Source organism: Kluyvera sichuanensis, assembly GCF_040930405.1.
Taxonomy (GTDB): domain Bacteria; phylum Pseudomonadota; class Gammaproteobacteria; order Enterobacterales; family Enterobacteriaceae; genus Kluyvera; species Kluyvera sichuanensis.
Map to the genome: position 1 here is coordinate 130,745 of NZ_CP162271.1, position 23,899 is coordinate 154,643.

General features: G+C 53.9%; 22 protein-coding genes and 7 tRNA genes. 28 read left to right on the forward strand and 1 reads right to left on the reverse strand.

What is annotated here, in order from left to right; all coding sequences use genetic code 11:
* The first annotated feature begins 313 nt into the window (after positions 1 to 313).
* The 28 genes from sdhC to pnuC all read left to right on the forward strand — a co-directional run bounded on the left by sdhC (position 314) and on the right by pnuC (position 22,785).
* Positions 314 to 718 carry a succinate dehydrogenase cytochrome b556 subunit gene (gene sdhC, locus AB2B48_RS00625; RefSeq protein WP_185669335.1) on the forward strand — a complete coding sequence of 135 codons (405 nt, stop codon included), beginning with the start codon at positions 314 to 316 and terminating at the stop codon, positions 716 to 718.
* Positions 712 to 1,059 (forward strand): succinate dehydrogenase membrane anchor subunit, encoded by a 348-nt coding sequence (gene sdhD / locus AB2B48_RS00630; RefSeq protein ID WP_185669334.1) that lies wholly within the window; start codon positions 712 to 714, stop codon positions 1,057 to 1,059. Before sdhC ends, sdhD begins: the two co-directional genes overlap by 7 nt.
* Positions 1,059 to 2,825, forward strand: coding sequence for a succinate dehydrogenase flavoprotein subunit (gene sdhA / locus AB2B48_RS00635; protein ID WP_185669333.1), 1,767 nt, complete (start codon positions 1,059 to 1,061; stop codon positions 2,823 to 2,825). Before sdhD ends, sdhA begins: the two co-directional genes overlap by 1 nt.
* Positions 2,826 to 2,840: 15 nt before the next feature.
* Positions 2,841 to 3,557 carry a succinate dehydrogenase iron-sulfur subunit SdhB gene (sdhB, locus tag AB2B48_RS00640; RefSeq protein ID WP_035892722.1) on the forward strand — a complete coding sequence of 239 codons (717 nt, stop codon included), beginning with the start codon at positions 2,841 to 2,843 and terminating at the stop codon, positions 3,555 to 3,557.
* Between the two features lie 241 nt (positions 3,558 to 3,798).
* Entirely contained in the window at positions 3,799 to 6,600 is a 2,802-nt protein-coding gene (gene sucA, locus AB2B48_RS00645) for a 2-oxoglutarate dehydrogenase E1 component (protein ID WP_220438437.1), read from the forward strand.
* A 13-nt stretch (positions 6,601 to 6,613) separates the two neighbouring features.
* The gene (gene odhB / locus AB2B48_RS00650; RefSeq protein ID WP_368300534.1) at positions 6,614 to 7,840 is read left to right on the forward strand and encodes a 2-oxoglutarate dehydrogenase complex dihydrolipoyllysine-residue succinyltransferase; all 1,227 of its coding nucleotides are present in this window, start codon (positions 6,614 to 6,616) and stop codon (positions 7,838 to 7,840) included.
* 135 nt (positions 7,841 to 7,975) lie between these two features.
* Positions 7,976 to 9,142, forward strand: coding sequence for an ADP-forming succinate--CoA ligase subunit beta (gene sucC / locus AB2B48_RS00655; protein ID WP_003022927.1), 1,167 nt, complete (start codon positions 7,976 to 7,978; stop codon positions 9,140 to 9,142).
* On the forward strand, positions 9,142 to 10,011 hold the full coding sequence (sucD, locus tag AB2B48_RS00660) for a succinate--CoA ligase subunit alpha (RefSeq protein WP_166514885.1): 870 nt from the start codon (positions 9,142 to 9,144) through the stop codon (positions 10,009 to 10,011). The genes sucC and sucD overlap by 1 nt, the downstream gene beginning before the upstream one ends.
* A gap of 860 nt (positions 10,012 to 10,871) precedes the next feature.
* Positions 10,872 to 12,434 (forward strand): cytochrome ubiquinol oxidase subunit I, encoded by a 1,563-nt coding sequence (cydA, locus tag AB2B48_RS00665; RefSeq protein WP_185669367.1) that lies wholly within the window; start codon positions 10,872 to 10,874, stop codon positions 12,432 to 12,434.
* Positions 12,435 to 12,449: 15 nt separating this feature from the next.
* Positions 12,450 to 13,589: a cytochrome d ubiquinol oxidase subunit II gene (gene cydB / locus AB2B48_RS00670; RefSeq protein WP_368300535.1), complete on the forward strand. Its 1,140-nt coding sequence runs from the start codon at positions 12,450 to 12,452 to the stop codon at positions 13,587 to 13,589.
* A gap of 14 nt (positions 13,590 to 13,603) precedes the next feature.
* The gene (cydX, locus tag AB2B48_RS00675) at positions 13,604 to 13,717 is read left to right on the forward strand and encodes a cytochrome bd-I oxidase subunit CydX (protein ID WP_003858598.1); all 114 of its coding nucleotides are present in this window, start codon (positions 13,604 to 13,606) and stop codon (positions 13,715 to 13,717) included.
* Entirely contained in the window at positions 13,717 to 14,013 is a 297-nt protein-coding gene (gene ybgE, locus AB2B48_RS00680; RefSeq protein ID WP_035892729.1) for a cyd operon protein YbgE, read from the forward strand. Before cydX ends, ybgE begins: the two co-directional genes overlap by 1 nt.
* Before the next feature lie 145 nt (positions 14,014 to 14,158).
* The gene (gene ybgC / locus AB2B48_RS00685; protein ID WP_035892730.1) at positions 14,159 to 14,563 is read left to right on the forward strand and encodes a tol-pal system-associated acyl-CoA thioesterase; all 405 of its coding nucleotides are present in this window, start codon (positions 14,159 to 14,161) and stop codon (positions 14,561 to 14,563) included.
* A complete protein-coding gene (tolQ, locus tag AB2B48_RS00690; protein WP_185669329.1) occupies positions 14,560 to 15,252 on the forward strand; it encodes a Tol-Pal system protein TolQ in 693 nt (230 codons plus the stop codon). The genes ybgC and tolQ overlap by 4 nt, the downstream gene beginning before the upstream one ends.
* 3 nt (positions 15,253 to 15,255) lie before the next feature.
* Positions 15,256 to 15,684, forward strand: coding sequence for a colicin uptake protein TolR (gene tolR / locus AB2B48_RS00695; protein ID WP_035892731.1), 429 nt, complete (start codon positions 15,256 to 15,258; stop codon positions 15,682 to 15,684).
* Positions 15,685 to 15,781: 97 nt separating this feature from the next.
* Positions 15,782 to 17,062 (forward strand): cell envelope integrity protein TolA, encoded by a 1,281-nt coding sequence (gene tolA, locus AB2B48_RS00700; RefSeq protein ID WP_368300536.1) that lies wholly within the window; start codon positions 15,782 to 15,784, stop codon positions 17,060 to 17,062.
* Positions 17,063 to 17,194: 132 nt separating this feature from the next.
* Positions 17,195 to 18,487 carry a Tol-Pal system beta propeller repeat protein TolB gene (gene tolB, locus AB2B48_RS00705; protein WP_185669366.1) on the forward strand — a complete coding sequence of 431 codons (1,293 nt, stop codon included), beginning with the start codon at positions 17,195 to 17,197 and terminating at the stop codon, positions 18,485 to 18,487.
* A 34-nt stretch (positions 18,488 to 18,521) separates the two neighbouring features.
* Positions 18,522 to 19,043, forward strand: coding sequence for a peptidoglycan-associated lipoprotein Pal (gene pal / locus AB2B48_RS00710; RefSeq protein ID WP_185669327.1), 522 nt, complete (start codon positions 18,522 to 18,524; stop codon positions 19,041 to 19,043).
* A 9-nt stretch (positions 19,044 to 19,052) separates the two neighbouring features.
* Positions 19,053 to 19,856 (forward strand): cell division protein CpoB, encoded by an 804-nt coding sequence (cpoB, locus tag AB2B48_RS00715; RefSeq protein WP_368300537.1) that lies wholly within the window; start codon positions 19,053 to 19,055, stop codon positions 19,854 to 19,856.
* A gap of 165 nt (positions 19,857 to 20,021) precedes the next feature.
* Positions 20,022 to 20,097: transfer RNA gene (locus tag AB2B48_RS00720), tRNA-Lys, on the forward strand.
* 26 nt (positions 20,098 to 20,123) lie between these two features.
* A tRNA-Val gene (locus tag AB2B48_RS00725) sits at positions 20,124 to 20,199 on the forward strand.
* 2 nt (positions 20,200 to 20,201) lie between these two features.
* Positions 20,202 to 20,277, forward strand: a tRNA-Lys gene (locus AB2B48_RS00730).
* Between the two features lie 51 nt (positions 20,278 to 20,328).
* Positions 20,329 to 20,404 (forward strand) — tRNA-Val (locus tag AB2B48_RS00735).
* Positions 20,405 to 20,407: 3 nt separating this feature from the next.
* A tRNA-Lys gene (locus tag AB2B48_RS00740) sits at positions 20,408 to 20,483 on the forward strand.
* A 47-nt stretch (positions 20,484 to 20,530) separates the two neighbouring features.
* Positions 20,531 to 20,606, forward strand: a tRNA-Lys gene (locus AB2B48_RS00745).
* Between the two features lie 35 nt (positions 20,607 to 20,641).
* Positions 20,642 to 20,717 (forward strand) — tRNA-Lys (locus AB2B48_RS00750).
* A 281-nt stretch (positions 20,718 to 20,998) separates the two neighbouring features.
* The gene (nadA, locus tag AB2B48_RS00755; RefSeq protein WP_368300538.1) at positions 20,999 to 22,042 is read left to right on the forward strand and encodes a quinolinate synthase NadA; all 1,044 of its coding nucleotides are present in this window, start codon (positions 20,999 to 21,001) and stop codon (positions 22,040 to 22,042) included.
* A gap of 23 nt (positions 22,043 to 22,065) precedes the next feature.
* Complete coding sequence (gene pnuC, locus AB2B48_RS00760) at positions 22,066 to 22,785, forward strand: nicotinamide riboside transporter PnuC (protein WP_368300539.1); 720 nt, start codon at positions 22,066 to 22,068, stop codon at positions 22,783 to 22,785.
* On the opposite strand, the gene zitB is transcribed toward pnuC, so the two are convergent.
* The gene (zitB, locus tag AB2B48_RS00765) at positions 22,782 to 23,726 is read right to left on the reverse strand and encodes a CDF family zinc transporter ZitB (protein WP_185666734.1); all 945 of its coding nucleotides are present in this window, start codon (positions 23,724 to 23,726) and stop codon (positions 22,782 to 22,784) included. The genes pnuC and zitB overlap by 4 nt on opposite strands.
* Positions 23,727 to 23,899: the final 173 nt, after the last annotated feature.

Consider the following 23,899-nt stretch of genomic DNA (forward strand, 5'->3'; position numbering starts at 1 on the left):
ACAGGTGATGGTTGTAACAATAATGTTTAATATTTGTCAAATCACGTGATTAATTTTTAAAAAATTGTTTTAATCGTGAGCATGATCACTGTTCTGCATAAAACCGGACAAACTATATGTAGGTTAATTGTAATGATTTTGTGAACAGCCTATACTGCCGCCAGGTCTCCGGAATACCCTGCAATCCCGAGCCACCCAGCGTTTTAACGTGTCGATTTAGCATCTGTGAGCAGATTTAACCATGACGCGAAGTTATAGAAAGGACGCTGCTTGACCCGCCTGCGGACCGGAGGAAGGAAATAATAAGAACAGCATGTGGGCGTTATTCATGATAAGAAATGTGAAAAAACAAAGACCTGTCAATCTGGATTTGACAACAATCCGGTTCCCTATAACAGCGATAGCGTCCATTCTCCATCGCGTATCCGGTGTGATCACGTTTGTGGCGGTCGGTATTCTGCTATGGTTGCTGGGCACCAGTCTCTCCTCCCCGGAAGGCTTCCAGACCGCTTCCTCCATCATGAGCAGCTTCTTCGTTAAATTCATTATGTGGGGCATCCTCACTGCGCTGGCGTACCATGCGGTTGTGGGTATTCGTCACGTGTTAATGGATTTCGGTTATATCGAAGAAACTCTCGAAGCCGGTCAGCGCTCTGCGAAAATCTCTTTTGTTATTACTGTCGTGCTTTCAATTCTTGCAGGAGTCCTCGTATGGTAAGCAACGCCTCAGCATTAGGACGCAACGGCGTACATGACTTCATCCTCGTCCGCGCCACCGCTATTGTCCTGACTCTGTACATCATCTACATGGTGGGCTTTTTTGCGACGCACGGTGAAGTCACCTGGGAAATCTGGAGCGGTTTCTTTGCCTCTGCGTTCACCAAAGTGTTCACCCTGCTGGCTCTGGTCTCAATCTTGATTCATGCCTGGATCGGCATGTGGCAGGTGTTAACCGACTACGTTAAACCACTGGCTCTGCGCCTGACGCTGCAACTGGTTATTGTTGTGGCCCTGTTGGTTTACGTTATCTATGGATTTGTTGCGGTGTGGGGTGTGTGATGAAACTGCCAGTCAGAGAATTTGATGCTGTTGTGATTGGTGCCGGTGGCGCAGGTATGCGCGCGGCGCTGCAAATTTCCCAAAGCGGCCAGACTTGTGCGCTGCTGTCTAAAGTGTTCCCGACCCGTTCCCATACCGTATCTGCGCAGGGTGGTATCACCGTTGCGCTCGGTAATACCCATGAAGATAACTGGGAATGGCATATGTACGATACCGTAAAAGGGTCGGACTACATCGGTGACCAGGACGCTATTGAATACATGTGTAAGACCGGCCCGGAAGCGATTCTGGAGCTGGATCATATGGGCCTGCCGTTCTCCCGTCTGGAGAATGGGACCATCTATCAACGTCCGTTCGGCGGCCAGTCGAAAAACTTCGGCGGCGAGCAGGCGGCACGTACCGCAGCGGCAGCTGACCGTACTGGTCACGCCCTGCTGCATACGCTTTATCAACAGAATTTGAAAAACCACACCACTATTTTCTCCGAGTGGTATGCGCTGGACCTGGTGAAAAATGCCGATGGCGCAGTGGTGGGTTGTACCGCGCTGTGTATCGAAACCGGTGAAGTGGTTTATTTCAAAGCCCGTGCAACCGTGCTGGCAACCGGCGGGGCAGGGCGTATCTATCAGTCCACCACTAACGCCCACATCAATACCGGTGACGGCGTGGGTATGGCTATCCGTGCCGGTGTTCCGGTGCAGGATATGGAAATGTGGCAGTTCCACCCGACCGGTATCGCCGGCGCGGGCGTTCTGGTGACAGAAGGCTGCCGTGGTGAAGGTGGTTACCTGCTGAACAAACACGGCGAGCGCTTCATGGAGCGTTATGCGCCGAACGCGAAAGACCTCGCGGGTCGTGACGTGGTGGCGCGTTCCATCATGATCGAAATCCGTGAAGGTCGCGGCTGTGACGGCCCATGGGGTCCACACGCTAAGCTGAAGCTGGATCACCTGGGTAAAGAAGTGCTGGAATCCCGTCTGCCGGGTATCCTGGAACTGTCTCGTACCTTCGCACACGTTGACCCGGTTAAAGAACCTATCCCGGTTATCCCAACCTGCCACTACATGATGGGCGGTATTCCGACCAAAGTGAGCGGCCAGGCACTGACCGTGAATGAGCAGGGCGAAGACGTGGTGATTCCTGGTCTGTTCGCGGTAGGTGAAATTGCCTGCGTATCCGTTCACGGTGCGAACCGTCTGGGCGGCAACTCGCTGCTTGACCTGGTGGTCTTCGGTCGTGCGGTTGGCCTGCATCTGCAGGAATCCATTGCTGAGCAGGGCGAACTGCGCGACGCGACCGAAGAAGAGATTGACGCTTCTCTGGAACGTCTGAATCGCTGGAACGGTAACCGTGACGGTGAAGACCCGGTCGAAATTCGCAAAGCGCTGCAGGAATGTATGCAGCATAACTTCTCGGTCTTCCGTGAAGGCGATGCGATGGCCAAAGGTCTTGAGCAGCTGAAAGCGATTCGCGAGCGTCTGAAAAATGCCCGTCTGGATGACACGTCCAGCGAATTTAACACCCAGCGCGTTGAGTGTCTGGAGCTGGATAACCTGATGGAAACGGCTTACGCCACCGCGGTGTCTGCAAACTTCCGTACCGAAAGCCGTGGCGCGCATAGCCGCTTCGACTTCCCGGATCGTGATGATGAAAACTGGCTGTGCCATTCCCTGTATCTGCCAGAGTCGGAATCCATGACGCGTCGTAGCGTCAATATGGAACCGAAACTGCGTCCGGCATTCCCGCCGAAGATTCGTACTTATTAATGCGGAGACAGGATTATGAAACTCGAGTTTTCAGTTTATCGTTATAACCCGGACGTTGACGATGCTCCGCGCATGCAGGATTACACCCTGGAAGCGGAAGAAGGTCGCGACATGATGCTGCTGGATGCATTGATGCAGCTGAAAGAAAAAGATCCAAGCCTGTCGTTCCGCCGCTCCTGCCGTGAAGGGGTATGTGGTTCTGACGGCCTGAACATGAACGGGAAAAACGGTCTGGCGTGCATCACGCCGATCTCCGCGCTGAATCAGCCGGGCAAGAAAATTGTTATCCGTCCACTGCCTGGTCTGCCGGTTATCCGCGATTTGGTGGTAGACATGGGGCAATTCTACGCACAGTATGAGAAGATTAAGCCTTACTTGTTGAATAATGGGCAAAATCCTCCGGCTCGTGAGCATCTGCAGATGCCAGAGCAGCGTGAGAAACTCGATGGTCTGTACGAGTGTATTCTCTGCGCATGCTGTTCGACCTCTTGCCCGTCGTTCTGGTGGAACCCGGACAAGTTTATCGGCCCGGCAGGCCTGCTGGCTGCGTATCGCTTCTTGATTGATAGCCGCGATACCGAAACCGACAGCCGCCTGGAAGGGTTAAGTGACGCTTTCAGCGTATTCCGCTGCCATAGCATCATGAACTGCGTCAGTGTATGTCCTAAGGGGCTGAACCCGACGCGCGCCATCGGCCATATTAAGTCGATGCTGCTGCAACGTAGTGCGTAATACCCTGTTCCCCTCTCCCATAAGGAGAGGGGATAACATGCAGGAAACCTTTAAAAACTGCCAAATCTGCTTTCTCTCATGAGAAAGGGTGAGCGCAAAGCGCTTAAGACAGTTTCTAAAGGTTCCTTCGCGGGCCAGTGCAAATACAAGAGCTCGCAAGTGAACCCTGGGACGTGTGCTATATCGGCGTACGTCGTAGTTATCCACGGCGAAATAAGCATAAGATGCTTAAGGGATCACGATGCAGAACGGCGCAATGAAAGCCTGGCTGGACTCTTCTTACCTCTCTGGCGCGAACCAGAGTTGGATAGAACAGCTCTATGAAGACTTCTTAACCGATCCTGACTCTGTCGACGCTCACTGGCGTTCAATGTTCCAGCAGTTACCTGGTACCGGAGTCAAACCGGATCAATTTCATTCCAAAACACGTGATTATTTCCGTCGTCTGGCGAAGGATGCCTCACGTTACTCTTCTTCGATTTCCGACCCTGACACGAATGCGAAGCAGGTTAAAGTCCTGCAGCTTATCAACGCTTATCGCTTCCGTGGTCACCAGAACGCGATCCTCGATCCGCTGGGACTGTGGCAGCAGGATAAAGTGGCTGATTTAGATCCCGCTTTCCACGATCTGACTGAGGCCGACTTCCAGGAGAGCTTTAACGTAGGTTCTTTTGCCATCGGCAAAGACACGATGAAGCTCGGCGATCTGATTGATGCTCTCAAACAGACCTACTGCGGCCACATCGGCGCGGAATACATGCACATCACGAACACCGAAGAGAAACGTTGGATCCAACAGCGTTTTGAAGCGGGGCATGCCACCTTTACTGCAGAAGAGAAAAAACGCTTCCTGAGCGAACTGACTGCGGCAGAAGGTCTGGAACGCTACCTGGGCGCGAAATTCCCAGGCGCAAAACGCTTCTCGCTGGAAGGCGGCGACGCGTTGGTACCGATGCTCAAAGAGATGATCCGCCATGCGGGCAAGAGCGGTACCCGTGAAGTGGTGCTGGGTATGGCGCACCGCGGTCGTCTGAACGTGCTGATCAACGTTCTGGGTAAACAGTCCCAGGAGCTGTTCGACGAGTTCTCCGGCAAGCATAAAGAACACCTCGGCACCGGTGACGTGAAGTACCACATGGGCTTCTCCTCCGACATCGAAACCGAAGGCGGCCTGGTACACCTGGCGCTGGCGTTTAACCCGTCGCACCTCGAAATCGTAAGCCCAGTGGTTATCGGTTCCGTCCGTGCGCGCCTGGACCGTCTGGACGAGCCAAGCAGCAATAAAGTTCTGCCGATTACCATCCACGGCGATGCCGCGGTAACCGGTCAGGGTGTGGTTCAGGAAACCCTGAACATGTCCAAAGCGCGTGGTTACGAAGTGGGCGGTACCGTTCGCATCGTGATTAACAACCAGGTGGGCTTCACCACGTCTAACCCGCTGGATGCGCGTTCAACGCCATACTGTACCGATATCGGTAAGATGGTGATGGCGCCAATCTTCCACGTGAATGCGGATGACCCGGAAGCGGTGGCTTTCGTTACCCGTCTGGCGCTGGACTTCCGTAACACCTTTAAACGCGATGTGTTCATCGACCTGGTGTGCTACCGCCGTCACGGCCATAACGAAGCCGACGAGCCAAGCGCAACCCAGCCGCTGATGTACCAGAAAATCAAAAAGCATCCGACCCCGCGTAAAATCTATGCTGACAAGCTGGAAGCGGACAACGTCGCGACGCTGGAAGATGCCACCGAGATGGTTAACCTGTATCGCGACGCGCTAGACGCGGGCGAATGCGTGGTGAAAGAGTGGCGTCCAATGAATCTGCACTCCTTTACCTGGTCGCCATACCTCAACCATGAGTGGGACGAAAGCTACCCGAACAAGGTTGAGATGAAGCGCCTGCAGGAGCTGGCTAACCGTATCAGTACCGTACCTGATGCCATTGAAATGCAATCTCGCGTAGCGAAAATCTACGGCGACCGCCAGGCAATGGCGGCGGGCGAGAAGCTGTTCGATTGGGGCGGCGCGGAAAACCTGGCGTACGCCACGCTGGTCGATGAAGGCATTCCCGTCCGTCTGTCCGGTGAAGATGCCGGTCGCGGCACCTTCTTCCACCGCCACGCGGTGATTCATAACCAGTCTAACGGTTCCACCTACACCCCGCTGCAGCACGTGCATAACGGGCAGGGCGTATTTAAGGTGTGGGACTCCGTACTGTCCGAAGAAGCGGTCCTGGCATTCGAATATGGTTACGCGACGGCTGAGCCGCGCACGCTGACCATCTGGGAAGCCCAGTTCGGCGATTTCGCCAACGGTGCGCAGGTGGTTATCGACCAGTTCATCTCCTCCGGCGAGCAGAAATGGGGCCGTATGTGCGGTCTGGTTATGCTGCTGCCACACGGTTATGAAGGTCAGGGTCCGGAGCACTCCTCTGCGCGTCTGGAACGTTATCTGCAGCTTTGCGCACAGCAAAACATGCAGGTTTGCGTACCGTCCACCCCGGCACAGGTTTATCACATGCTGCGTCGTCAGGCGCTGCGCGGGATGCGCCGTCCGCTGGTGGTCATGTCGCCGAAGTCTCTGCTGCGTCACCCGCTGGCGGTCTCTACGCTGGACGAACTGGCAAACGGCACCTTTATGCCGGCCATCGGCGAGATTGACGAGCTGGATCCTAGAGTCGTGAAACGCGTCGTGCTGTGTTCTGGTAAGGTTTACTACGACCTGCTGGAACAGCGTCGCAAGAACGACCAGAAAGATGTCGCTATCGTGCGTATAGAACAGCTGTATCCGTTCCCGCACCAGGCGGTACAAGAAGTGCTGAAAGCTTATGCTCACGTGCATGATTTTGTCTGGTGCCAGGAAGAGCCGCTTAACCAGGGCGCATGGTACTGCAGCCAACATCATTTCCGTGATGTGATTCCATTTGGTGCTGGTCTGCGTTACGCAGGTCGCCCAGCCTCCGCCTCGCCGGCGGTAGGGTATATGTCCGTTCACCAGAAGCAGCAACAAGATCTGGTCAATGACGCGCTGAACGTCGATTAATTAAGGATACAAAATGAGTAGCGTAGATATTCTGGTCCCTGACCTGCCTGAATCCGTAGCAGATGCGACCGTAGCCACCTGGCACAAAAAACCGGGCGATGCGGTAGTTCGTGATGAGGTGCTGGTAGAAATCGAAACTGACAAAGTGGTACTGGAAGTACCGGCGTCGGCGGATGGCATTCTGGATGCCGTTCTGGAAGATGAAGGTACTACCGTCACCTCCCGTCAAATCCTGGGTCGCCTGCGTGAAGGCAACAGCGGTGGTAAAGAAACCAGCGCGAAATCTGAAAGCAAAGAGTCGACTCCGGCTCAGCGCCAACAGGCTTCACTGGAAGAGCAGAACAACGATGCGCTGAGCCCGGCGATCCGTCGCCTGCTGGCTGAGCACAGCCTCGATGCCAGCGCAATTAAAGGCACTGGTGTTGGCGGTCGTCTGACCCGTGAAGACGTTGAAAAACATCTGGCGAAAGCACCAGCGAAAGCCGCTGCTGCACCGGCTGCGGCTGCGGCAGCTGCAGCGCCGGTTGCACCGCTGGCAGGTCGCTCCGAGAAACGTGTTCCGATGACCCGTCTGCGTAAACGCGTAGCTGAGCGTCTGCTGGAAGCGAAAAACTCTACCGCGATGCTGACGACCTTCAACGAAGTCAACATGAAACCAATCATGGACCTGCGTAAGCAGTACGGTGACGCGTTTGAAAAACGTCACGGTATCCGTCTGGGCTTCATGTCCTTCTACGTGAAAGCCGTAGTTGAAGCGCTGAAACGCTACCCAGAAGTGAACGCGTCTATCGATGGCGAAGACGTGGTTTACCACAACTACTTCGATGTGAGCATGGCGGTGTCTACGCCGCGTGGCCTGGTGACCCCAGTCCTGCGTGACGTTGATGCACTCGGCATGGCTGACATTGAGAAGAACATTAAAGAGCTGGCGCTGAAAGGCCGCGACGGCAAACTGACTGTCGAAGATCTGACCGGTGGTAACTTCACTATTACCAACGGCGGCGTCTTCGGTTCCCTGATGTCTACCCCGATTATCAACCCGCCTCAGAGCGCGATTCTGGGTATGCACGCCATTAAAGACCGTCCTATGGCGGTTGATGGCAAAGTGGAAATTCTGCCGATGATGTACCTGGCACTGTCCTATGACCACCGTCTGATCGATGGGCGCGAGTCTGTAGGCTTCCTGGTGGCAATTAAAGAGCTGTTAGAAGATCCAACCCGTCTTCTGCTGGACGTGTAGGTTTGGGATAACCCCGGCGTCGCTTTCGCTCGGCCGGGCTACGAAATTGTAGCCCGGCCGAACGGAGTGACGCCGGGAGGCCCACCAGAGTTCCAGACAACAACTCAACAACATTTTATAGGATGGATAGAACACATGAACTTACATGAATATCAGGCAAAACAACTCTTTGCCCGCTATGGCTTACCGGCTCCGGTGGGTTATGCCTGTACTACTCCGCGTGAAGCAGAAGAAGCCGCTTCAAAAATCGGCGCTGGCCCGTGGGTAGTGAAATGTCAGGTTCACGCTGGTGGCCGCGGTAAAGCGGGCGGTGTGAAGGTCGTAAACTCTAAAGAAGACATTCGCGCTTTTGCAGAGCATTGGCTGGGCAAACGCCTGGTAACCTACCAGACGGATGCACACGGCCAGCCGGTTAACCAGATTCTGGTTGAAGCCGCGACCGACATCGGTAAAGAACTGTACCTGGGCGCGGTTGTTGACCGTAGCTCCCGTCGCGTGGTCTTCATGGCCTCTACCGAAGGCGGCGTAGAAATTGAAAAAGTGGCGGAAGAAACCCCGCACCTGATCCACAAAGTTGCGCTGGATCCGCTGGCAGGCCCAATGCCTTATCAGGGTCGTGAACTGGCGTTCAAACTGGGTCTGGAAGGTAAACAGGTTCAGCAGTTCACCAAGATCTTCATGGGTCTGGCAACGATTTTCCTGGAGCGCGACCTGGCGCTTATCGAAATCAACCCGCTGGTCGTGACCAAGCAGGGCGACCTGATCTGCCTCGACGGCAAACTGGGCGCTGACGGCAACGCACTGTTCCGTCAGGCTGACCTGCGCGAAATGCGTGACCAGTCTCAGGAAGACCCGCGTGAAGCGCAGGCGGCACAGTGGGAACTGAACTACGTTGCACTTGATGGCAACATCGGTTGCATGGTTAACGGTGCGGGCCTGGCAATGGGCACCATGGACATCGTTAAACTGCACGGCGGCGAACCAGCGAACTTCCTGGACGTTGGCGGCGGCGCAACCAAAGAGCGCGTGACTGAAGCGTTTAAAATCATCCTCTCTGATGACAATGTTAAAGCCGTTCTGGTTAACATCTTCGGCGGTATCGTACGTTGCGACCTGATCGCTGACGGTATCATCGGCGCGGTAGCAGAAGTGGGCGTTAACGTCCCGGTTGTTGTCCGTCTGGAAGGCAACAACGCCGAACTCGGCGCGAAGAAACTGGCTGACAGCGGCCTGAATATTATTGCAGCGAAAAGTCTGACGGACGCAGCACAGCAGGTTGTTGCCGCAGTGGAGGGGAAATAATGTCCATTTTAATCGATAAAAACACCAAGGTTATCTGCCAGGGCTTCACCGGTAGCCAGGGTTCTTTCCACTCCGAACAAGCGATTGCTTACGGTACGCAGATGGTTGGCGGCGTAACCCCAGGCAAAGGCGGCACCACTCATCTGGGCCTGCCAGTGTTCAATACCGTGCGTGAAGCGGTAGAAGCAACGGGCGCAACCGCCACCGTTATCTACGTTCCAGCACCGTTCTGCAAAGACTCTATCCTGGAAGCTATCGATGCAGGCATCAAACTGATCATCACCATCACCGAAGGTATCCCTACGCTGGATATGCTGACCGTGAAGGTGAAACTGGATGAAGCCGGCGTGCGCATGATTGGCCCGAACTGCCCAGGTGTTATCACCCCGGGCGAATGCAAAATCGGCATCATGCCGGGTCACATTCACAAGCCAGGTAAAGTGGGTATCGTCTCCCGTTCCGGCACCCTGACTTACGAAGCGGTTAAGCAGACCACTGACTACGGTTTTGGCCAGTCTACCTGTGTGGGCATCGGCGGCGACCCGATCCCAGGCTCTAACTTCATCGATATCCTGAAGCTGTTCCAGGAAGACCCGCAGACCGAAGCGATCGTGATGATCGGTGAAATCGGTGGTAGCGCGGAAGAAGAAGCGGCGGCCTACATCAAAGAACACGTCACCAAGCCGGTTGTTGGCTACATCGCAGGCGTTACCGCGCCTAAAGGCAAGCGTATGGGCCACGCAGGCGCCATCATTGCCGGTGGTAAAGGTACCGCTGATGAGAAATTTGCTGCCCTGGAAGCCGCTGGCGTGAAGACCGTTCGCAGCCTGGCTGACATCGGTGAAGCGCTGAAGTCCGTCATTAAGTAATCCTCTCTGCTCCCTCACTGAATTCCCGCTGCATACAGGGAAGAGGGAGCCTTATATGTCTTGTTTCGACATGGTTGGCCGCCCTTGGGTGGCCTTTTTTTGTCGTTCCCCCTCCCAGATTGTTGCAACGTTGTACACGTGGGTTAATTTTATCTACGTCAGTTACTGTCGCCTGTTTTTTGTGCAAACGATAGCCAAACAAAATCATTTGTCAGCAGGGTGGAAACGGCGCTGATATCTGCAAATGTTAATTTATTAATATTTAAAGTAAATGAAATGTTATTTGCATCATAATGCAATGTGCGATGTGGAAAAAAATGAGGGACGGTCTACTTTAAACTATACGGGGGAATTGTGCTTATTCGCACCTGGCAAGGTTAAATCTAATTACCTCCATGTCTAATTTCACTTCATTTGATAACCATCAAAGTCAAATTAAAAACACATCGTTAACATTTTGTTCATCATAATATTCAATTAAAAACATAATTAACAATCTCGCGTTAAGTTGATTTAAATCAATATGTAATCACTGGCTATCGGTGGCTAAAACGGCTAAATTGTCGTGGATCAAACTGGCTGGATAATGCTTGATTCGCTATAAATTGATCACCGTCGAAAAACGTAAAACTTCTCCAATAAAAACCTGTTTATTGTAAGGGTTTTACAGCGTAATATATTTTAGGGATCAATTGAGTTTTTTATTAACACGTTTGTAACTTTCGCTTATGGCTGTTTCCGGTGCTCACCAAGGGGCGGTTGTAGGGAAGGGGACAAATCAATTTGTATTGGGGCATGTGTTTGAATCCCGGTCTACGGATTCATTCTCGGAGTCTTCATGCGATGAGCAAGGAGTCATGATGTTAGATATAGTCGAACTGTCGCGCTTACAGTTTGCCTTGACCGCGATGTACCACTTCCTGTTTGTTCCGCTAACGCTCGGTATGGCGTTCCTGCTGGCAATCATGGAAACGGTTTACGTCCTTTCCGGCAAACAGATTTATAAAGATATGACCAAGTTCTGGGGCAAGTTGTTTGGTATCAACTTTGCGCTGGGTGTGGCTACCGGTCTGACCATGGAGTTCCAGTTCGGGACTAACTGGTCGTACTATTCCCACTACGTGGGCGATATCTTCGGTGCGCCGCTGGCCATCGAAGGTCTGATGGCCTTCTTCCTCGAATCTACCTTTGTAGGTCTGTTCTTCTTCGGTTGGGATCGTCTGGGTAAAGTCCAGCACATGGCGGTGACCTGGCTGGTAGCCCTGGGCTCCAACCTGTCTGCACTGTGGATCCTCGTGGCGAACGGCTGGATGCAGAACCCGATTGCATCTGATTTCAACTTCGAAACCATGCGTATGGAAATGGTCAGCTTCTCCGAGCTGGTCCTGAACCCAGTCGCTCAGGTGAAATTCGTCCATACCGTGGCATCTGGCTACGTCTGCGGCGCGATGTTCGTTCTCGGTATCAGCTCCTACTACATGCTGCGCGGCCGTGACTTCGCCTTCGCTAAGCGTTCCTTCGCGATTGCAGCCAGCTTCGGCATGGCGGCTATCCTCTCCGTTATCGTTCTGGGTGATGAATCTGGTTACGAAATGGGTGACGTACAGAAAACCAAACTGGCTGCGATTGAAGCCGAGTGGGAAACGCAGCCAGCACCGGCCGCCTTTACCCTGTTTGGTATTCCTGACCAGGATGCGCAGGAAAACCACTTCGCCATTCAAATTCCTTACGCGCTGGGCATCATCGCGACCCGTTCTGTTGATAAGCAGGTTACCGGTCTGAAAGATCTGATGGTGCAGCACGAAGAGCGTATCCGTAACGGTATGAAGGCGTATGCACTGCTTGAGCAACTGCGTAGCGGCTCTACCGACCAGGCCATTCGCGATGAGTTTAACCACGTGAAGAAAGACCTGGGCTACGGTTTGCTGCTGAAGCGCTATACGCCGAACGTGTCTGATGCGACTGAAGCACAGATCCAGATGGCAACCAAAGATTCTATCCCACGCGTTGCGCCGCTGTACTTTGCGTTCCGTATCATGGTGGGCTGCGGCATTCTGATGCTGCTGATTATTGCGACCTCCTTCTGGACGGTCATTCGTAACAAGATTGGCGAGAAAAAATGGCTGCTGCGCACCGCGCTGTACGCGATTCCGCTGCCGTGGATTGCTATCGAATCCGGCTGGTTTGTGGCGGAATACGGCCGTCAGCCGTGGGCGATTGGTGAGGTGCTGCCGACGGCAGTGGCTAACTCCAGCCTGACCGCGGGCGACCTGATCTTCTCGATGGTGTTGATTTGCGGCCTGTACACCCTGTTCCTCGTGGCGGAGCTGTACCTGATGTTCAAATTCGCTCGCCGTGGACCTAGCAGCCTGAAAACCGGTCGTTACCACTATGAGCAGCCTACCGCTCAGCCGGCACGCTAAGACAGGAGTCGTCAAATGATCGATTATGAAGTATTGCGTTTTATCTGGTGGCTACTGATTGGCATTCTGCTGATTGGTTTTGCCGTCGCCGATGGCTTCGACATGGGGGTGGGCATGCTCACCCGCTTCCTCGGTCGTAACGACACCGAGCGTCGAATCATGATTAACTCCATCGCTCCGCACTGGGACGGTAATCAGGTGTGGCTCATCACCGCCGGTGGCGCGCTGTTCGCCGCGTGGCCGATGGTGTATGCCGCTGCCTTCTCCGGCTTCTATGTGGCGATGATTCTGGTGCTGGCGTCCTTGTTCTTCCGTCCGGTCGGTTTTGACTACCGCTCTAAGATTGAAGACACCCGCTGGCGCAACATGTGGGACTGGGGCATCTTCATCGGTAGCTTCGTGCCGCCGCTGGTGATTGGCGTCGCGTTCGGTAACCTGCTGCAGGGCGTACCGTTCCACGTCGATGAATACATGCGTCTGTACTACACCGGTAACTTCTTCCAGTTGCTGAATCCGTTTGGTCTGCTGGCGGGTATTGTTAGCGTCGCGATGATCCTGACGCAGGGCGCAACCTACCTGCAGATGCGTACCGTGGGCGAACTGCACCTGCGCACCCGCAACGTCTCTATGGTGACGGCGCTGGTAACCCTGGTGTGCTTCGCACTGGCAGGCGTCTGGGTTTACTACGGCATCGATGGCTATGTGGTGAAATCGGTTCTGGATCACTCCGGCCCGTCTAACCCGCTGACCAAAGAAGTGGCGCGTGAAGCCGGTGCGTGGATGGTGAACTTCAACAACATGCCAGCGCTGTGGGCGATTCCTGCTCTGGGCGTGGTGCTGCCGCTGCTGACTATCCTGGCCACCAAGGCGGATAAAGGCGCGTGGGCGTTCCTGTTCTCCTCACTGACGCTGGCGTGCATTATCCTGACCGCTGGTATTGCTATGTTCCCGTTCATTATGCCTTCCAGCACAATGATGAACGCGAGCCTGACCATGTGGGATGCGACGTCTAGCCAGATGACGCTGAACCTGATGACCTATGTCGCCGCTGTCTTCGTACCGATTATTCTGGCCTACACCACCTGGTGTTACTGGAAAATGTTCGGTCGCATCACCAAAGAAGACATCGAACGCGACACCCACTCTCTGTACTAAGTAAGGAGCTGAATATGTGGTATTTCGCATGGATTTTGGGAACGCTTCTTGCCTGTGCATTCGGCGTGATCACCGCGCTGGCGTTAGAGCACGTCGAAGCAACCAAAGCGGGTGAAGAAAAGCACTGATGAAAAATGTTATCGCAATGTTATACGCGATAATGGATAAGCGCCCCTTGCGGGCGCTTTCCCTTGTTATGGCCCTGCTGCTGGCAGGCTGCATCTTCTGGGATCCGACGCGTTTCGCGGCGAAGACCAGCGAACTGGAAATCTGGCACGGTTTCTTGTTGATGTGGTCAGTGTGTGCAGGGGTGATCCACGGCGTAGGCTTCCGTCTGCGTACGGTTCACTGGCAGGGGATTTTTTGTCCGCTCATCGCCGATCTGGTACTGCTGGCTGGTTTGATTTTCTTCTTCTATCGTTGAAAATTATCGCCTGATGATAATGGGCTTGCATAAGCCCATAAAAATTTACTCTCCGTTTACTTCCCCCCATTCCAAACCATCTTTCCCGCGCGTATAGTAGCGAAGTTCAAAAACCCAAAAATTTTTTGCATTACTGGGATGTAAAGTGAATACAACGCTGTTTCGATGGCCGGTTCGGGTCTATTACGAAGATACCGACGCCGGTGGTGTGGTTTACCACGCTAGCTATGTCGCTTTCTATGAAAGAGCACGCACAGAGATGCTGCGGCACCACCACTTCAGTCAGCAGGTTCTGCTGGCGGAGAGGGTGGCCTTTGTTGTGCGTAAAATGACGCTGGAGTATTTTGCGGCTGCCCGACTCGACGATATGCTCGAAGTCCAGACAGAAATTACATCAATGCGTGGTACCTCCATGGTGTTCACGCAGCGAATTGTCAACGCTGAGAATAAGGTACTGAACGAAGCAGAAGTCCTGATTGTCTGTGTTGATCCACTCATCATGAAGCCTCGTGCGCTTCCCAAGTCTATTGTCGCGGAGTTTAAGCAGTGACTGACATGAATATCCTTGATTTGTTCCTGAAGGCTAGCCTTCTGGTTAAACTTATCATGTTGATTTTGATTGGTTTTTCAATCGCCTCCTGGGCCATCATCATCCAGAGAACGCGCATCCTCAACGCGGCAAGCCGCGAAGCTGAAGCGTTTGAAGATAAATTCTGGTCCGGTATCGAGCTGTCTCGCCTGTATCAGGAGAGCCAGGGGCGTCGCGAAAACCTCGCGGGATCGGAGCAGATCTTCTACAGCGGCTTTAAAGAGTTTGCGCGCTTACACCGTGCGAACAGCCATGCGCCGGAAGCGATTGTGGAAGGGGCCTCGCGTGCGATGCGTATCTCCATGAACCGCGAACTGGAAACGCTGGAAACGCATATTCCGTTCCTCGGCACCGTGGGTTCCATCAGTCCTTATATCGGCCTGTTTGGTACCGTATGGGGGATCATGCACGCCTTTATCGCGCTGGGCGCGGTGAAACAGGCTACGCTGCAGATGGTTGCACCAGGGATCGCGGAAGCGCTGATCGCCACCGCTATTGGTCTGTTTGCGGCAATTCCAGCGGTTATGGCGTACAACCGCCTGAACCAACGCGTGAACAAACTGGAACTGAACTACGACAACTTTATGGAAGAGTTCACCGCCATTCTGCACCGTCAGGCTTTTACCGTCAGCGAGAGCAACAAGGGGTAAGCCATGGCCAGAGCACGTGGACGCGGGCGTCGCGAACTGAAGTCCGAAATTAACATCGTTCCGCTGCTGGATGTGTTGTTGGTACTGCTGCTGATCTTTATGGCGACAGCGCCGATCATTACGCAGAGCGTGGAAGTGGATCTTCCTGATGCAACCGAATCGCAGGCGGTGAGCAGTAACGATGAACCGCCGGTTATCGTTGAAGTGTCCGGTGTTGGACAATACAGCGTGAACGTCGGTCAGGAGAAGATGCCGCAACTGCCGCCTGAACAGGTTGTTGCAGAAGCGCAGCGCCGCTTACAGGCGAATCCGAAAACGGTCTTCTTAATTGGGGGCGCGAAAGACGTGCCTTACGATGAAATAATTAAAGCGCTTAACCTGTTACACAGCGCCGGGGTGAAATCGGTCGGGTTAATGACTCAGCCAATTTAACCTGCGATATGCCGCGCAAACGCGCAGGGTGACAGGCCGCTTCCGGCCTGTTGCGCGCGTTATTAAGTAACGGGTGAACAGTTTTTGGGAACCGAGAGTGTCAAAGGCAACCGAACAAAACGACAAGCTTAAACGAGCGATAATTATTTCAGCAGTGCTGCACGTCATTCTGTTTGCGGCGCTGATCTGGAGCTCGTTCGATGAGCATATAGAGGCTTCTGCGGGCGGCGGTGGCGGTTCGTCCATCGACGCCGTCATGGTCGATCCCGGCGCGGTCGTTGAGAACTATAATCGTCAACAGCAGCAGCAATCCAGCTCGAAACGTGCGCAAGAGCAACGTGAAAAGCAGGCTCAGCAGCAGGCTGAAGAGTTACGTGAAAAACAGGCTGCTGAACAGGAACGTTTAAAAGCGCTGGAAAAAGAGCGTTTGCAGGCTCAGGAAGCGGCCAAAGAAGCACAGCAGCAGCAGAAGCAGGCTGAAGAAGCGGCGGCAAAAGCAGCGGCCGATGCAAAAGCGAAGGCGGATGCCCAGGCAAAAGCTGCAGCTGATGCGGCGGTGAAAGCAGCCGCTGATGCCAAAGCAAAAGCCGATGCTCAGGCTAAAGTCGCGGCAGAAGCTGCGAAAAAAGCCGCTGCTGATGCGCAGAAAAAAGCAGAAGCGGAAGCAGCGAAAGCGGCTGCCGATGCTAAAAAGGTAGCCGAAGCTGCCGCCGCGAAAGCGGCTGCGGATGCCGAGAAGAAAGCGGCAGCCGAAGCAGCGAAGAAAGCGGCAGCTGAAAAAGCCGCGGAAGAGAAAGCCGCTGCTGCTGCCGAGAAGGCTGCTGCTGCCGCTGAAAAAGCCGCTGCCGATAAGGCCGCTGCTGCTGCCAAAGCGGCTGCAGATAAGAAAGCCGCCGCTGCTGAAAAAGCAGCTGCGGACAAGAAAGCTGCCGCTGACAAAGCCGCCGCCGCGAAAAAGGCTGCCGCTGAGAAAGCCGCTGCTTCTTCCGGCGTTGACGACCTGCTGGGCGACCTCAGTTCTGGTAAGAATGCGCCGAAAACCGGCGGCGGAGCGAAAGGTAACAATGCTTCTGCAGCGGGGAGTGGTAATACTAAAAATAATGGCGCGTCAGGCGCGGATATCAGCAACTACGCTGGGCAGATTAAAACTGCCATTGAGAGCAAGTTCTACGACGCATCGTCCTATGCAGGAAAAACCTGTACGTTGCGCATAAAACTCGCTTCAGACGGCCTGTTGCTGGACATTCAGTCTGAGGGTGGCGATCCCGCACTTTGTCAGGCCGCACTTGCTGCAGCCCGTCAGGCGAAGATTCCAAAACCGCCGAGCCAGGCAGTATATGAAGTGTTTAAAAATGCACCGCTGGACTTCAAGCCGTAAGTATAATTTTCCCCGCTCCGGCGGGGGAAAACTATCTTCGGACGCCGGTGGGTTTTGGTAGTTTTGTGTATTTTAGTTTGTTAACATTCTGCTAAATTATCGTGGGCTTTCCGCCTGGATAAGGGAGAAATGATGAAGCAGGCATTACGAGTAGCGTTTGGTTTTCTGATGCTGTGGGCAGCCGTGCTGCACGCAGAAGTACGTATCGAGATCACCCAGGGGGTGGACTCGGCACGCCCAATTGGCGTCGTTCCTTTCCAGTGGGCGGGGCCAGGTGCTGCGCCTGAAGATATCGGCGGCATTGTGGGCGCCGACCTGCGTAACAGCGGGAAATTTAACCCATTAGATCGTTCTCGTCTGCCGCAGCAGCCGGGCAGCGCTCAGGAAGTTCAGCCAGCCGCATGGTCTGCGCTGGGCATTGATGCCGTTGTTGTCGGGCAGGTGAGCCCTAACGCTGATGGCAGCTATAATGTCTCTTATCAACTGGTGGATACCGGCGGTGCCCCTGGCTCCGTGCTGGCACAGAACACCTACAAAGTTAACAAGCAGTGGCTGCGTTATGCCGGTCACACTGCCAGTGACGAAGTGTTCGAGAAGCTGACGGGCATCAAAGGCGCGTTCCGTACCCGTATTGCTTACGTTGTTCAGACCAACGGCGGCCAGTTCCCGTATGAGTTGCGCGTTTCTGACTACGACGGCTACAACCAGTTCGTGGTTCACCGTTCTCCGCAGCCGCTGATGTCTCCAGCATGGTCTCCGGACGGTTCTAAAGTGGCTTATGTGACCTTCGAAAGCGGTCGCTCAGCGTTGGTGGTGCAGACCTTGGCTAACGGCGCAGTGCGTCAGATTGCCTCGTTCCCGCAGCACAACGGTGCGCCAGCGTTCTCGCCTGATGGTTCTAAACTGGCATTCGCACTGTCGAAAACCGGTAGCCTGAACCTGTACGTGATGGACCTGGGCTCTGGTCAGATTCGTCAAGTGACCAACGGTCGCAGCAACAACACTGAACCAACCTGGTTCCCGGACAGCCAGAACCTGGCATTTACGTCTGACCAGGCCGGTCGTCCACAGGTGTATAAAGTTAACGTCAACGGCGGTGCTCCGCAGCGTATTACCTGGGAAGGTTCACAGAACCAGGATGCTGATGTCAGCAGCGACGGCAAGTTTATGGTAATGGTCAGCTCGGCTAACGGCCAGCAGCACATTGCTAAGCAGGATCTGGTAGCGGGTGGCGTACAAGTACTGTCGTCAACGTTCCTGGACGAAACGCCAAGTCTGGCACCTAACGGCACTATGGTTATCTACAGCTCTTCTCAGGGGATGGGATCCGTGCTGAATCTGGTTTCTACAGATGGGCGTTTCAAAGCGCGTCTTCCGGCAACTGATGGACAGGTCAAATTCCCTGCCTGGTCGCCGTATCTGTAATAATAATTAATTGATTACTAAAGGAATCATAGAAATGCAACTGAACAAAGTGCTGAAAGGGCTGATGATCGCTCTGCCTGTTATGGCAATCGCGGCATGTTCTTCTAACAAGAACGCTAGCAATGACCAGAGCGGCGAAGGCATGCTGGGTGCCGGCACTGGTATGGATGCGAACGGTAGCGGCAACATGTCTTCTGAAGAGCAAGCTCGCCTTCAGATGCAGCAGCTGCAGCAGAACAACATCGTTTACTTCGATCTGGACAAGTACGATATCCGTTCTGACTTCGCTGCGATGCTGGATGCTCACGCTAACTTCCTGCGTAGCAACCCATCTTACAAAGTCACCGTAGAAGGTCACGCGGACGAACGTGGTACTCCTGAGTACAACATCTCCCTGGGTGAACGTCGTGCAAACGCTGTTAAAATGTACCTGCAGGGTAAAGGCGTTTCTGCTGACCAGATCTCCATCGTTTCTTACGGTAAAGAAAAACCTGCAGTACTGGGTCACGACGAAGCGGCTTACTCCAAAAACCGTCGTGCCGTACTGGTTTACTAAGAGAATTGCATGAGCAGTAACTTCAGACATCACATGTTGAGTCTGTCGTTACTGGTTGGCATAGCGGCCCCCTGGGCCGCTTTTGCTCAGGCGCCAATCAGTAGTGTCGGCTCAGGCTCGGTCGAAGACCGTGTCACCCAACTCGAGCGTATTTCTAACGCTCACAGTCAGCTTTTAACCCAACTCCAGCAGCAACTCTCCGATAATCAGACTGATATTGACGCTCTCCGCGGACAGATCCAGGAAAGTCAGTACCAGCTGAATCAGGTCATCGATCGTCAAAAGCAGATTATGCTGCAGATTGACAGCCTGAACGGCGGTGGTGGTGCAGCTCCAGCGACGGGCGACCAGAGCGGTGCAGCGCCTGCAGCGGCGGCTCCAGCAGCATCTGCGGGCGGTAATGCCCCTGCAGCAGCTTCTGGTGTGCCGGTACAGACGGGTGATGCCAATACCGATTACAACGCGGCTATCGCGCTGGTGAAGGATAACGCTCGCCAGGATGATGCCATTGCTGCGTTTCAGAACTTCGTCAAAAAATACCCTGATTCAACCTACCAGCCGAATGCAAATTATTGGCTGGGGCAGCTGAATTACAACAAGGGTAAAAAAGATGATGCGGCGTACTATTTTGCGTCGGTGGTGAAAAACTATCCGAAGTCGCCAAAGGCGGCTGACGCGATGTTTAAGGTTGGGGTCATCATGCAGGACAAGGGTGATACCGCTAAAGCAAAAGCGGTATACCAGCAGGTTGTCAGCAAATACCCAGGTACCGACGGTGCAAAACAGGCGCAAAAACGTCTTAGTGGGCTGTAATGCGCGAAGTAAGACCAGAAATTGTTTTATTTCTGGTCTTGCCGCATGAAACATAAGCAGTTAAGTGATCTTTGTCGAAATATTTGTTGCGCTGAATTCTGAATTCAGTAATATATGCCGCCGTTGCCAAGGGATATCAAACATCCTGAAAGTGACGAAAAAAGTGGGTCGTTAGCTCAGTTGGTAGAGCAGTTGACTTTTAATCAATTGGTCGCAGGTTCGAATCCTGCACGACCCACCACTTAAAGCAGTATCCAGTGTAGTATCGGGTGATTAGCTCAGCTGGGAGAGCACCTCCCTTACAAGGAGGGGGTCGGCGGTTCGATCCCGTCATCACCCACCACCGGGGCGTTAGCTCAGTTGGTAGAGCAGTTGACTTTTAATCAATTGGTCGCAGGTTCGAATCCTGCACGCCCCACCATCATTTATGGTGGGCACGGTGAAAGCAGTAGGTAGTATCCAGCGCAGTATCGGGTGATTAGCTCAGCTGGGAGAGCACCTCCCTTACAAGGAGGGGGTCGGCGGTTCGATCCCGTCATCACCCACCACTCGGGGCGTTAGCTCAGTTGGTAGAGCAGTTGACTTTTAATCAATTGGTCGCAGGTTCGAATCCTGCACGCCCCACCATCTTAATGGTGGTTTCGAGTAAAAGATCTTTCAGGCGGCACCCTAATGGGGCGTTAGCTCAGTTGGTAGAGCAGTTGACTTTTAATCAATTGGTCGCAGGTTCGAATCCTGCACGCCCCACCATCCTGAAATGATTTAAGCAGTAACCCTTACCCAAGGGGTCGTTAGCTCAGTTGGTAGAGCAGTTGACTTTTAATCAATTGGTCGCAGGTTCGAATCCTGCACGACCCACCAATGTAAAAAAGCGCCCTAAAGGCGCTTTTTTGCTATCTGCGATTTGACTCCCACCTTTAGAACCTTCCCGGCGTCGCTGACGCTCGTCCGGGCTACGTTTGTGCTTGCTGTAGCCCGGACGAGGTGTGAAGCACCGACTCCGGGGAAGGGCGCAAAATTCACCACGACTTTTTTCATGGAATCGGCTATCTTGTTTAGCATATAAAACATATTGCCGTGGTAACGGCGAATCTTCGCCGAATAACCGTTTATTTCGTTAAGCCAGTAAAACGAGAAGCCTGATGAGCGTGATGTTTGACCCAGAAGCTGCAATTTATCCGTTCCCACCGAAGCCTGTTCCGCTAAGTCTTGATGAGACTCAATTTTATCGCGAGAAAATCAAGCGGTTGCTAAAGGAACGTGATGCCGTCATGGTGGCACACTACTACACCGATCCCGAAATCCAACAGTTGGCGGAAGAGACCGGCGGCTGTATTTCTGATTCATTGGAGATGGCGCGCTTCGGGGCAAAACATTCTGCTTCAACGCTTCTGGTGGCAGGCGTTCGTTTTATGGGCGAAACCGCGAAAATCCTCAGCCCGGAAAAAACGGTTCTGATGCCGACGCTGAACGCCGAGTGCTCGCTCGATCTTGGTTGTCCTATTGATGAGTTCAATGCGTTCTGTGATGCCCACCCTGACCGCACCGTCGTGGTCTATGCCAATACTTCGGCGGCGGTAAAAGCACGCGCCGACTGGGTAGTGACCTCAAGCATTGCCGTTGAGCTTATCGAACATCTCGATAGCCTGGGAGAGAAAATCATCTGGGCACCGGACCGCCATCTTGGGCGCTACGTGCAAAAGCAGACCGGTGCAGACGTGCTGTGCTGGCAGGGGGCATGTATCGTCCACGACGAGTTTAAAACCCAGGCATTGAGCCGCATGAAATCGCTGTATCCGCAGGCGGCAGTGCTGGTGCACCCGGAGTCCCCGCAGGCGATTGTTGATATGGCCGATGCCGTCGGTTCAACCAGTCAGTTGATTAATGCCGCCAAAACGCTGCCGCACCAGCAGCTTATTGTGGCAACCGATCGCGGTATCTTCTACAAAATGCAGCAGGCCGTGCCGGATAAAGAACTGTTCGAAGCGCCAACCGCCGGTGAAGGGGCAACCTGCCGCACCTGCGCACACTGCCCGTGGATGGCGATGAACGGCCTGAAGGCCATTGCTGAAGGGTTGGAGAACGGCGGGCATGCCCATGAGATCCACGTCGATGAACAACTGCGTCAGGGCGCGCTGGTTCCGCTGAACCGGATGCTGGATTTTGCGGCTACACTACGAGGGTAAACCTCTAACGCGCTGGAGTTAAAATGGATTTCTTTAGTACGCAAAACATTCTGGTTCATATACCGCTGGGCGCGGGAGGCTACGACCTCTCGTGGATAGAAGCGGTAGGAACGGTTGCTGGGCTGCTCTGTATCTGGCTGGCCAGCCTTGAAAAGATCGTGAACTACCTGTTTGGCCTGATTAACGTCACGCTGTTTGCGATCATCTTTTTCCAGATTCAGCTCTACGCTAGCCTGCTGTTACAGCTGTTCTTTTTTGCGGCCAACCTTTACGGCTGGTACGCATGGTCGCGGCAGACCAGCCAGAATGAAGCTGAACTACAAATCCGCTGGCTGCCATTGCCGAAGGCCATGAGCTGGCTAGCCGCGTGTGTAGTGGCGATTGCGCTAATGACGCTCTACATCGACCCCGTTTTCGCCGTGCTCACGCGGGTGGCGGTTAACGTGATGCAAGGAATGGGCATGAACGTGGTGATGCCGACGCTGCAGCCGGATGCGTTCCCGTTCTGGGACTCCAGTATGATGGTCTTGTCGATTGCCGCGATGGTGCTGATGACCCGCAAATACGTCGAGAACTGGCTGCTGTGGGTGATCATTAACGTTATCAGCGTGGCGATTTTTTCCCTGCAAGGGGTTTACGCCATGGCGCTGGAATATCTGATCCTGACCTTCATCGCGCTCAATGGCAGCCGGATGTGGATGAATAGCGCACGTGAACGGGGTTCTCGCGCGCTGTCCCATTAATGGTGGTGATGATGCCCGTGTTCGGAATGCGCCTCGTTAAGGTGGCATTCCGGGCCGCTACAGGGCTGGTATTCCATCTGCACCGTCGCGTGATCGATTTGATAGTGCTCTTCAAGAAAGTGATGAATACGATCCAGCAGCGCATCGTGATCGTGCGGCGGCACCACCTGAACGTGTAGCGTCATCAGCGGTTTTTCACCGACCAGCCAGACATGTACATGGTGCACATCGCGTACTTCGGGCAGTGAACGGCGCATATTGCGCTTTAACGCCGCTACGTCGATTGACTGCGGCGCGCCTTCCAGCAGTTCGTTCATACTCTCTTTCAGCAGCGACCAGGCGCTACGCAGCACCAGGCAGGAGACCAGCACCGAGAGAATCGGGTCGATGGGCGTCCAGCCGGTGGTCATGATCACCACTGCCGCCACAATCGCACCCACTGAACCCAGTAAATCGCCCATCACATGCAGCGCTGCTGCGCGCACGTTGAGGTTTTTCTCTTCGCTGCCGCGATGCAAAATCCAGAAGGCCAGAATATTCGCCAGCAGGCCAGCGACCGCAATGACCATCATGGTGACGCCTGCCACCGGCTGCGGATGATAGAAGCGCTGCACGGCCTCCCAGACAATCAGGATGATGATAAACAGCAGGGCGATGGCGTTGACGAAAGCGGCGAGGGTGGTCAGACGCAGCCAGCCGAAGGTATGACGCCCGCTTGGTGGTCGACTGGCAAAGCGCACGGCTAGCAGTGCGAACAATAGCGCGGCCGAGTCGGTCAGCATATGCCCGGCATCGGCGAGCAGCGCTAGCGATCCGGAGACAACCCCGCCAATCGCCTCGACGACCATAAAACCAGCGGTTACCCCAAAAGCCAGCAATAAACGACGGGCGTTGCCATCATTCTGCGTAGTGTGCGAGTGTGAATCATGCCTATGCGCCATGACGCTCATCCTTCCCTATTTGAGTGTGACTATCTGACATCATTGCAGATCTTTGTATTTTCCGCACAGAAATACGCAACGAAAGCCCACGGGCAAAAATAGCGCCTGATACGGCATGTGATATTGAAATATATTGTTTTTAACCTAATTTGTAGACTATTGAGTTGTTAATT